Genomic DNA, 9506 nt, shown 5'->3' with positions numbered 1-9506 from the left:
ACCACCCGCAGCCAGCGCCTTTCCCGTAAAATGCGCGCCCATGAGCCCTTCGCTGATTCCCGTCCAACAACTGCCTGCCGCCCCCGAGATCACCTGCGCCACCTGCGCCGCCTGCTGCTGCCAGCTGGAAGTGATGCTGATCACCGACACCGGCGTGCCCGAACGCTTCATCGAAACCGATGACTGGGGCGGCGACGTCATGGCGCGCCTGGACGACGGCTGGTGCGCCGCGCTGGACCGCGACACCATGCTCTGCACCATCTACGAAAACCGCCCGCTGATCTGCCGCGAGTTCGAGATGGGCGAGGCCGATTGCCTGGATGAACGCCGGGGGATCGACAGCGCCTATGGGCGGGGCGCGGCCTGAGCGCCCTGACGGTCCCGGGCTGAAGCCCGGGCTACGAAACCAGCGCGCGGGGAGTCCCTGGAGAAGGGGCGGCCTGCATCGCGAATGAATTCGCTCCTACAAAAAGGCGTTTGGCGGGTTATCCACAGGCCATAAAAAAACCGGGCGCTGGGCCCGGTTCTTCATGTGGCGTGATCTTAGAAAGATACGCGGTAGTGCAGGCTGTACGCCTCGACGCCATCGTTCGGCTGCTTGATGCCGGCGTTGGAGTAGTGGATGGCGCGAATGCCAACTTCCTGGTTGCTGAAGCGCAGGCCGGCGCCGATGCGGTCTTCGAACTGGAAAGAGGAGCCCAGCTCGTTGTCTTCCAGTTCGGTATTGGCGAACAGGGCGACACCGATGCCGGCTTCGACATAGGGCTTCACGGTTTCACCGGCGAATTCGTAGACGAACACCGGTGCGAAGGAAATGCTGTGGTTGCTGGAGGTCTTGTCGCCGTCCCAGTAGGTGTAGCCGGCATCCCAGTAGCCGGTCAGGCGACCGACGTCGGTCTGGAACCAGCTGGTGGAGAAATCGAACTGGGTAGCGAGGCGATAGACCATGGTCGATTCGCCGGTCTGACCAACATCGAGAGAAACATCAGCTGCCTGTGCCGCAACAGCTTGCCCTACGCAAATGGCTGCAACGGCAGCCAAAGAGAACAGTTTCTTCATGGAAACTTCCTTATTCAGACTTAATCGACAGGTTAAAACGTACGAATTGGAGCGATTATAGATACGTTTGGACTAAGAGAAAGACGGCTACCAGCAAGTTCAAGGTTTTTTTAAAAGCCGAGATCCGCCACGCAAACGCTCTCGTTTCCCCATAGTGCAGGCAGCACATTCTGCATCGCTGCAGGCTCGCCACTGCTCCAGAAACGACAGGCTTGAGCCGGCCCGCGCGCCAGCAGGTCACGGGCTTCGAGCAGGCGTTGCAGCTGCCGCGCCACTGCGGCGCCGGTGTCCACCAGGCGTACCGACTCGGGGACCATGCCGGCCAGCAACGGACGCAGGAAGGGGTAATGGGTGCAGCCGAGGATCAGCGTGTCGCAGCCCTCGGCCAACAGCGGCTGCACGTAGCTCCAGAGCAGCGCACGGGTCGCCTCGCTGTCGAGGTCGCCTATCTCGATGCGCTCCACCAGGCCCGGGCAGGGCTGGGTGACCACACGCACGTCATTGGCGAACCGGTCGAGCAGCGCGGCGAACTTGGCGCTTTTCAGGGTGCCGGTGGTGGCGAGCACGCCGACCACGCCGGAGCGCGTGGCGGCCGCTGCGGGTTTGACCGCCGGCTCCATGCCGACGATGGGCAGCTGTGGATAACGCTCCCGCAGGTCAGCGACCGCCGCCACCGTGGCGGTGTTGCAGGCCAGCACCAGCGCCTTGGCGCCACGCTCCAGCAGGAAGCGGGTGATCGCCTGGCTGCGCTCGCGGATGAAGTCCTGGCTCTTCTCGCCATAGGGGATATGGCCGCTGTCGGCCACATAGAGCAGGGATTCGTTGGGAAGCAGGCTGCGGATCTCACGCAGCACGGAGAGGCCGCCGACGCCGGAGTCGAAGACGCCGACGGGAGCCTGATCAGGCATGCCCATTCCCACAGACGGCACAGCCTGGATCGCGCTTGACCCGCAGCTCGCGGAAGCGGCTGCCGAGGGCATCCACCAGCAGCAGGCGGCCCACCAGGGGCTCGCCGAAACCGGCCAGCAGCTTGAGTGCTTCCAGGGCCTGCAGGCTGCCGACCATGCCCACCAGCGGGCCGACCACACCGGCTTCGCTGCAGGTCAGTTCGGCTTCGCTGCCATGGCCATAAAGGCAGTGGTAGCAGGGGCTGTCATCGCGTCGCGGGTCGAACACCGAAAGCTGGCCTTCGAGGCGGATCGCAGCGCCGGAAACCAGTGGCTTGCGCGCGGCCACGCAGGCGGCGTTGACCGCCTCGCGGGTGCCGAAGTTGTCGGTGCAGTCGAGCACCAGGTCCACGGCCACGACGGCAGCGGCCAGGGAGTCGACATCCAGCGCGGCGCGGTGAGGCACCAGGCGCACCTCGGGGTTGAGCGCGGTGAGCCGGGCCATGGCCGAGTCGACCTTGGGCTGCCCGACGCTCTGGCTGTCGTGGATGATCTGGCGCTGCAGGTTGGTCAGGTCGACGCTGTCGAAGTCCGCCAGGTGCAGCTCGCCGACACCGGCAGCAGCCAGGTAGAGGGCGACCGGCGAGCCGAGGCCACCAACACCGACTACGAGCACACGGGCCTGCTTCAGGCGCAGTTGGCCGTCGACGTCGATCTGCGGCAGGAGAATCTGCCGGCTGTAACGCAGGAGTTCTTCGTCGCTCAGCATGGCAGGCGGCCTAGGCTGATGCGTTCGTGGCCGCCCAGGTCGCGACGGCTTTCCACCGCCTCGAAGCCCTGGCGGGACAGCAGCTCGCGCACGGCGGCGGCCTGGTCGTAGCCATGCTCCAGCAGCAGCCAGCCACCGGCATTCAGGTGTGCGGGGGCTTCGCTGATGATCAAGCGGATGTCGTCCAGCCCGTCGGCACCGGAAACCAGCGCACTGGCCGGCTCGAAGCGCACGTCACCTTCGCTCAGGTGCGGGTCGCGGGCGGCGATGTAGGGCGGATTGCTGACGATCAGATCGAAGCGCTCACCAGCCAGGGCGGAGAACCAGTGGCTCTCGCGGAACTCGACGTTGTCCAGTTTCAGGCGTAAGCGGTTGCGTTCGGCCAGGGCCACGGCATCACCGATGCGGTCGACACCGATCAGGCGCCAGCCCAGGCGCTCGCTGGCCAAGGCGAGGACAATGGCGCCGCTGCCGGTGCCCAGGTCGAGCACGCGGGCCGGGGTGGCCGGCACCAGGGCCAGGGCGCTTTCCACCAGCAGCTCGGTGTCGGGACGCGGAATCAGGGTGTGCGGGGCGACTTCCAGGTCCAGGCTCCAGAAGCCCTGCTGACCGAGGATGTAGGCCACCGGCTCGCCGTTGCGCCGGCGTTCCAGGTAGCTGGCGTAGAGCTCGGCGGCCTCGCCACTGACCACGCGCTCGGGCCAGGTATGCAGGAAGCTGCGCGGCTTGCCCAGGGCAGCGGCGAGCAGCAGCTCGGCGTCCAGGCGGGCGCTCGGCGAGCCCGGCAGGCGGGCCTCGCTGAGCAGGCTGGCGATGATGGTCACGTCAGTCTCCCAGGGCAGCCAGCTGGTCGGCCTGGTATTCGGCGAGCAGCGGTTCGATGACCGCTTCGACACCACCGGCGAGCACGTCGTCCAGCGCGTAGAGGGTCAGGTTGATGCGGTGATCGGTGACCCGCCCTTGGGGGTAGTTGTAGGTGCGGATGCGCTCGGAGCGGTCGCCGGAGCCCACCAGCAGCTTGCGGGTGTCGGAGATTTCCTTGTGCGCAGCGGCTTCCTGCTGGTCGTTCAGCCTGGCTGCCAGCCAGGCCATGGCCTTGGCGCGGTTCTTGTGCTGCGAGCGCTCCTCCTGGCACTCGACCACGATCCCGGAGGGGATGTGGGTGATGCGCACGGCGGAGTCGGTCTTGTTCACGTGCTGGCCGCCGGCGCCGGAGGAGCGGTAGGTGTCCACGCGCAGGTCGGCCGGGTTGATCTCGATGGCGGCCTGTTCGTCCGGCTCGGGGAGCACGGCGACGGTGCAGGCGGAGGTGTGGATGCGGCCCTGGGATTCGGTTTCCGGCACCCGTTGCACACGGTGCGCGCCGGACTCGAACTTGAGCTTGGCGTAGACGTTGTCACCCTCGACGCGGGCGATCACCTCTTTATAGCCACCGTGCTCGCCTTCGTTCTCGGAGAGGATCTCCACCCGCCAGCCCTGGCGCTCGGCATAGCGCGAGTACATGCGGAACAGGTCGCCGGAGAAGATCGCCGCCTCGTCGCCACCAGTGCCGGCACGGATCTCGAGGAAGACGTTGCGACCGTCGTTGGGGTCCTTGGGCAGCAACATGCGCTGCAGGCGTGCTTCCAGCTCGACCAGCTGCTCGCGGGCCTGGGCGACTTCCTCTTCGGCCATCTCGCGCAGGTCCGGGTCGCTGTCCTTGAGCAGCGCCTGGGCGCCCTCGAGATCGGACTGCACCTTGCGGAATTCACGGAACGCCAGGTAGACGGGCTCGACCTCGGCGTATTCCTTGGAATACGCGCGGAACTTGCTCTGGTCGCTGATGACTTCGGCATCGCCGAGCAGGGCCGTGAGTTCCTCGAAACGATCCTGGAGGATGTCGAGCTTGTTGAGCAGTGACGCTTTCATTGGGCTTGCTTGTCCGTGCCCTCGTCGAGGGCGAAGAGTTCCTGGGCCACGGCCAACGCATCGAAGCGGCCGTCGGCGGAGAGTTTTTTCAGCTGCACGCTGGGAGCATGCAGCAGCTTGTTGGTAAGCCCGCGGGCGAGTTGGGCCATGACGTCTTCGGCGGAGCTGCCGTTGGCCAGCATGCGCTGCGCCTTGGCCAGCTCCTCGTCACGGGTGCGTTCGGCCTGCTGGCGGTAAGCGCGTAGCACATCCACCGCGGCCAGTTCGCGCAAGCGCTGCATGAACTCGACCACACCACCACCGACCAGCTCCTCGGCAGCCTGGGCAGCGCCCTGGCGGCTCTTGAGGTTTTCGGCGACCACTTCGTGGAGGTCGTCGACGGTATAGAGGTAGACGTCGTCCAGCTCGCCGACTTCGGGTTCGATGTCGCGCGGCACGGCGATGTCGACCATGAAGATCGGCTTGTGCTTGCGCTGCTTCAACGCGCGCTCGACCGCGCCCTTGCCGAGGATCGGCAACTGGCTGGCGGTGGAGCTGATGACGATGTCGCTGTTGACCAGCTCATCGGGGATATCGGCCAGCAGCACGGCGTGGGCACCGAACTGCTCGGCGAGCATGCTGGCGCGCTCGAGGGTGCGGTTGGCGACGACGATGCGCTTCACACCCTGCTCGTGCAGGTGGCGGGCGACCAGGGTGATGGTTTCGCCGGCGCCGATGAGCAGCGCCTGGCTGCGGTGCATGTCGGTGAAGATCTGCTTGGCCAGGCTGACTGCGGCGAAAGCCACGGAGACCGGGTTCTCGCCGATCGCGGTGTCGGTGCGCACGGTCTTGGCGGTGCTGAAGGTGGCCTGGAACAGCCGGCCCAGCAGCGGGCCGACGGTGCCGGCTTCACGCGCCACGGCGTAGGCGGACTTCATCTGGCCAAGGATCTGCGGCTCGCCGAGGACCATGGAGTCGAGCCCCGACGCGACGCGCATCATATGGCGTACGGCGGCATCGTCCTGGTGCACGTAGGCACAGGCACGCAGCTCTTCGAGGCTGAGGTTGTGGTAGCCGGCCAGCCAGGCCAGGACTTCGTCGGCGCTGATCTGCTCCTGCTCCAGGTACAGCTCGCTGCGGTTGCAGGTGGAGAGGATCGCCGCCTCACGGCTGGCCGTGAGGTTGCACAGCTGCCGCAGCGCCTCGACCAATTGCTCGGGAGTAAAAGCCACGCGCTCACGTACATCCACGGACGCGGTTTTGTGGTTGATACCGAGGGCAAGAAAGGCCATGCAGGGTCGCTAACGGAAACGGGAGGCGCGCAATTGTCCTCCTTCAACAGATTGAGAACAACCACCGCTCGCTATTGTCACAATCACCATGAACCCGCCCAACAATGTATCGGCCCTTGCCCCATGGGCTTGCCCAGCCGCTTGTGTCATGATGCTCCGACCGCAGGTTAGTCGCCTTTTCCCCTATGAATAAATCCTTCGCGTTGCTGACCGCCCTCCTGCTCGTTGGCGGTTGCCAGACCCTGGCCCCCACCTCGCCGGACGGCACGCCGCCGGTGGAAGACACCAGCCAGGCGCCCGATTCCAAGCCGGAAGTCTATGGCTCCTTCAGCCGCGACACCCTGTTCGCCCTGCTCTCCGCCGAAGTGGCCGGGCAGCGCAACCGCTTCGATATCGCCCTCGGCAACTATGTACAGCAGGCCAATGCGACCCAGGACGCCGGCGTCGCCGAACGCGCCTTCCGCATCGCCGAGTACCTGGGTGCCGACCAGGCCGCGCTGGACACCGCGCTGATCTGGGCGAAGAACGCACCGGACAACCTCGACGCCCAGCGCGCCGCCGCCGTCCAGCTCGCCCGTGGCGGTCGCTACGACGAATCCATGACCTATATGGAGAAGGTGCTGCAGGGCCAGGGCGATACCCACTTCGACTTCCTCGCCCTCTCCGCCGCCGAGACCGATCCGGATACCCGCACCGGCCTGCTGCAAAGCTTCGACCGCCTGCTCGCCAAGTACCCGGACAACAGCCAGCTGGTGTTCGGCAAATCGGTATTGCTGCAACAGGACGGCCGTACCGAAGAAGCGCTCGCGCTGCTGGAAGACATCCCCTCGGATGACCAGCAGATTCCGCCGATTCTTTTGCGCGCACGCCTGCTGCAAAGCCTGGATCGCACAGACGAAGCCCTGCCGCTGCTGCAGAAAGGCATCAAGCAGCACCCGGACGACAAGCGCCTGCGCCTGACCTACGCGCGCCTGCTGGTGGAAGAGAACCGCCTGGACGAAGCCAAGTCCGAGTTCGCCGGCCTGGTGCAACAGTTCCCCGACGATGACGACCTGCGCTTCTCCCTGGCGCTGGTGTGCATGGAAGGCGAGGCCTGGGACGAAGCCCAGGTCTACCTCGAAGAGCTGGTCGACCGTGGTAGCCACGTGGATTCCGCCCACTTCAACCTGGGCCAGGTCTACGAAAAGCGCGGCGACAAGGAAAGCGCGCTGATCGAGTACGCACTGGTCGGCGCCGGCAATGATTACCTGCCCGCGCAACTGCGCCAGACCGAAATCCTGCTGGACGCCAACCGCCCCGACGAGGCCGCCGCCCGCCTGGACAAGGCCCGCGACGCCCAGCCCGACTACGCCATCCAGCTGTACCTGATCGAGGCCGAGAGCTTCGCCGAGCGCCAGCAGCAGGACCGCTCCTGGAACGTCATCCAGCAAGGCCTGCAGCAATTCCCGGACGACCTCAACCTCCTCTATACCCGCGCGATGCTGGCCGAGAAGCGTGGCGACCTGGCACAACTGGAACGCGACCTGCGCTTCATCCTCCAGCGCGAGCCGGAAAACGCCATGGCCCTCAACGCCCTCGGCTACACCCTGGCCGACCGCACCACGCGTTACGAAGAGGCCCGCCAACTGGTGGAGCAGGCGCACCAGCTGAAGCCGGATGACCCCGCCATTCTCGACAGCCTCGGCTGGATCAACTTCCGCCTGGGCAATATGGATGAAGCAGAACGCCTGCTGCGCCAGGCCCTGAAGGAATTCCCCGATCACGAAGTGGCCGCCCACCTGGGCGAAGTGCTCTGGGCCCGCGGCAAGCAGAGCGAAGCTCGCGAAGTCTGGTCCGAAGCCCTCAAGACCCAACCCGACAGCCCGATCCTGCGCGGCACCCTGCAGCGCCTGACCGGTTCCGAGACTCTTTGATCCATGCGTCTACGTTCACTGCTAGCCGCCGGCGCCCTGCTCCTGCTCACGGGCTGCGCCGGCCTCACCTCCCACGAAACCGTTGAAGGCCGGGGTGACCCGGCACAATGGAAAGTTCACAAGGAACAGGTCGCCGCGCTCGACGGCTGGCAGATCGCCGGCAAGGTCGGCATCCGCGCACCGCGTGACTCCGGCAGCGGCACGCTGTTCTGGCTGCAACGCCGCGACTACTACGACATCCGCCTGTCCGGCCCCCTGGGTCGCGGCGCGGCCCGCCTCACCGGGCACCCAGGCGCCATCACCCTCGAAGTGGCCAACCAGGGCCGCTATGAAGCCGAATCCCCCGAAGCCCTGCTGGAAGAGCAGCTCGGCTGGCGCCTGCCGGTGTCCCACCTGCAATGGTGGGTGCGCGGCCTGCCCGCCCCGGATAGCCGCAGTCGCCTGACCCTGGACGGCAAGAGCCACCTGGCGAGCCTCGAGCAGGACGGCTGGCAGGTGCAGTACCTCAGCTACGTGGAGCAGAACGGCTTCACCCTGCCCGAGCGCATCAAGCTCAAGGGCGCCGACCTCGACGTCACCCTGGTGATCAAGGACTGGCAGCCGCGCCAGCTCGGCCAGTAGGCGCACCATGCAGGACGCACAGCTGATCCTCCCGGCTCCGGCCAAGCTCAACCTGATGCTGCACATCCTCGGCCGCCGTGCCGACGGCTATCACGAGCTGCAGACCCTGTTCCAATTCCTCGAACACGGCGACGAACTCGGCTTCACCCTGCGCCAGGATGGTGAAATCCATCTGCGCACCGAGGTGCCGGGCGTTCCCCACGACAGCAACCTGATCGTCCGTGCCGCGAGGCGCCTGCAGCAGGAATCCGGCACCGCACTCGGCGCCGATATCTGGCTCGACAAGCGCCTACCCATGGGCGGCGGAATCGGCGGCGGCAGCTCCGACGCAGCCACCACCCTGCTCGCCCTCGACCACCTGTGGCAGACCCATCTGGGCGAGGACCGCCTCGCCGAACTGGGCCTGGCCCTGGGCGCCGATGTGCCGGTATTCGTACGCGGCCGCGCGGCTTTCGCCGAAGGTGTCGGCGAGCGCCTGCAACCGGTCACCCTGCCCGAGCCCTGGTTCCTCGTCGCCGTACCGCAAGTCTTTGTCAGCACAGCGGAAGTTTTCACCGATCCCGAGTTGACACGGAATACGCCGCCCATTAATCTTCGCAGCCTTCTTGAGGGGGGCGGTCGTAATGACTGTCAACCGGTAGTCGAGAAACGTTACCCGGATGTTCGTAACGCGCTGATCCTGTTGAATAATTTCACAGCAGCTAGACTGACCGGCACTGGAGCTTGTGTGTTTGGGAGCTTCCCAAACAAGGACGATGCTGATAAAGTCGCCCGCCAACTTCCAGCCACTCTGCCGAATTTCGTCGCGCGAGGAAGCAACGTCTCGATGTTGCACCGCAAGCTCGGAATCCTGGCTTGAAAGAAGTGTTGCAAGTCCTCCGGTTATACCGATACAGGGGCGTCGCCAAGCGGTAAGGCAGCAGGTTTTGATCCTGCCATGCGTTGGTTCGAATCCAGCCGCCCCTGCCATAACCCTTCAAGGGTTCGGTACGACAAGGTCTTGCAAAGAGAGTTGAAACAGATAGGGGCGTCGCCAAGCGGTAAGGCAGCAGGTTTTGATCCTGCCATGCGTTGGTTC

10 protein-coding genes and 1 tRNA gene are annotated in these 9506 nt (G+C 65.6%); 5 read left to right on the top strand and 6 right to left on the bottom strand.

Annotated features, from left to right (window positions below; genetic code table 11):
• Positions 1 to 40: 40 nt before the first annotated feature.
• Positions 41 to 367 (top strand): YkgJ family cysteine cluster protein, encoded by a 327-nt coding sequence (locus OEJ36_RS17800; protein WP_021222239.1) that lies wholly within the window; start codon positions 41 to 43, stop codon positions 365 to 367.
• A gap of 176 nt (positions 368 to 543) precedes the next feature.
• Here OEJ36_RS17800 and OEJ36_RS17795 read toward each other — a convergent pair whose 3' ends face one another.
• The 6 genes from OEJ36_RS17795 to hemA all read right to left on the bottom strand — a co-directional run bounded on the left by OEJ36_RS17795 (position 544) and on the right by hemA (position 5894).
• The gene (locus OEJ36_RS17795) at positions 544 to 1059 is read right to left on the bottom strand and encodes an acyloxyacyl hydrolase (RefSeq protein ID WP_263402640.1); all 516 of its coding nucleotides are present in this window, start codon (positions 1057 to 1059) and stop codon (positions 544 to 546) included.
• Positions 1060 to 1169: 110 nt separating this feature from the next.
• Entirely contained in the window at positions 1170 to 1967 is a 798-nt protein-coding gene (murI, locus tag OEJ36_RS17790) for a glutamate racemase (RefSeq protein ID WP_263402639.1), read from the bottom strand.
• Complete coding sequence (locus OEJ36_RS17785) at positions 1960 to 2715, bottom strand: molybdopterin-synthase adenylyltransferase MoeB (protein WP_263402638.1); 756 nt, start codon at positions 2713 to 2715, stop codon at positions 1960 to 1962. The genes murI and OEJ36_RS17785 overlap by 8 nt, the downstream gene beginning before the upstream one ends.
• Positions 2709 to 3539, bottom strand: a complete 831-nt coding sequence (gene prmC / locus OEJ36_RS17780; RefSeq protein WP_263402637.1) for a peptide chain release factor N(5)-glutamine methyltransferase — start codon at positions 3537 to 3539, stop codon at positions 2709 to 2711. Before prmC ends, OEJ36_RS17785 begins: the two co-directional genes overlap by 7 nt.
• A gap of 1 nt (position 3540) precedes the next feature.
• Entirely contained in the window at positions 3541 to 4623 is a 1083-nt protein-coding gene (prfA, locus tag OEJ36_RS17775) for a peptide chain release factor 1 (RefSeq protein ID WP_021217947.1), read from the bottom strand.
• Positions 4620 to 5894, bottom strand: coding sequence for a glutamyl-tRNA reductase (gene hemA, locus OEJ36_RS17770; protein WP_031287209.1), 1275 nt, complete (start codon positions 5892 to 5894; stop codon positions 4620 to 4622). The genes prfA and hemA overlap by 4 nt, the downstream gene beginning before the upstream one ends.
• 185 nt (positions 5895 to 6079) lie before the next feature.
• Between hemA and OEJ36_RS17765 the strand changes: the two genes are divergently transcribed.
• The 4 genes from OEJ36_RS17765 to OEJ36_RS17750 all read left to right on the top strand — a co-directional run bounded on the left by OEJ36_RS17765 (position 6080) and on the right by OEJ36_RS17750 (position 9397).
• Entirely contained in the window at positions 6080 to 7807 is a 1728-nt protein-coding gene (locus OEJ36_RS17765) for a tetratricopeptide repeat protein (RefSeq protein WP_263402636.1), read from the top strand.
• Between the two features lie 3 nt (positions 7808 to 7810).
• Positions 7811 to 8428: a lipoprotein insertase outer membrane protein LolB gene (gene lolB, locus OEJ36_RS17760; protein ID WP_263402635.1), complete on the top strand. Its 618-nt coding sequence runs from the start codon at positions 7811 to 7813 to the stop codon at positions 8426 to 8428.
• A 7-nt stretch (positions 8429 to 8435) separates the two neighbouring features.
• Positions 8436 to 9287: a 4-(cytidine 5'-diphospho)-2-C-methyl-D-erythritol kinase gene (gene ispE, locus OEJ36_RS17755; protein WP_263402634.1), complete on the top strand. Its 852-nt coding sequence runs from the start codon at positions 8436 to 8438 to the stop codon at positions 9285 to 9287.
• 35 nt (positions 9288 to 9322) lie between these two features.
• A tRNA-Gln gene (locus tag OEJ36_RS17750) sits at positions 9323 to 9397 on the top strand.
• The last annotated feature ends 109 nt before the right edge of the window (positions 9398 to 9506 follow it).

The sequence above is a fragment of the Pseudomonas sp. PDM13 genome (assembly GCF_025685765.1).
Lineage (GTDB): Bacteria > Pseudomonadota > Gammaproteobacteria > Pseudomonadales > Pseudomonadaceae > Metapseudomonas > Metapseudomonas solani.
The sequence above is the reverse complement of the archived record's forward strand: the minus strand, read 5'-3'. Positions and strand labels throughout refer to the sequence as shown.

What these genes read in the sequence shown, in the direction of transcription:
- OEJ36_RS17800 (WP_021222239.1), top strand. Translation starts at nt 41, where the DNA reads ATGAGCCCTTCGCTGATTCCCGTCCAACAACTGCCTGCCGCCCCCGAG.
- OEJ36_RS17795 (WP_263402640.1), bottom strand. Translation starts at nt 1,059, where the DNA reads ATGAAGAAACTGTTCTCTTTGGCTGCCGTTGCAGCCATTTGCGTAGGG.
- murI (WP_263402639.1), bottom strand. Translation starts at nt 1,967, where the DNA reads ATGCCTGATCAGGCTCCCGTCGGCGTCTTCGACTCCGGCGTCGGCGGC.
- OEJ36_RS17785 (WP_263402638.1), bottom strand. Translation starts at nt 2,715, where the DNA reads ATGCTGAGCGACGAAGAACTCCTGCGTTACAGCCGGCAGATTCTCCTG.
- prfA (WP_021217947.1), bottom strand. Translation starts at nt 4,623, where the DNA reads ATGAAAGCGTCACTGCTCAACAAGCTCGACATCCTCCAGGATCGTTTC.
- hemA (WP_031287209.1), bottom strand. Translation starts at nt 5,894, where the DNA reads ATGGCCTTTCTTGCCCTCGGTATCAACCACAAAACCGCGTCCGTGGAT.
- OEJ36_RS17765 (WP_263402636.1), top strand. Translation starts at nt 6,080, where the DNA reads ATGAATAAATCCTTCGCGTTGCTGACCGCCCTCCTGCTCGTTGGCGGT.
- lolB (WP_263402635.1), top strand. Translation starts at nt 7,811, where the DNA reads ATGCGTCTACGTTCACTGCTAGCCGCCGGCGCCCTGCTCCTGCTCACG.
- ispE (WP_263402634.1), top strand. Translation starts at nt 8,436, where the DNA reads ATGCAGGACGCACAGCTGATCCTCCCGGCTCCGGCCAAGCTCAACCTG.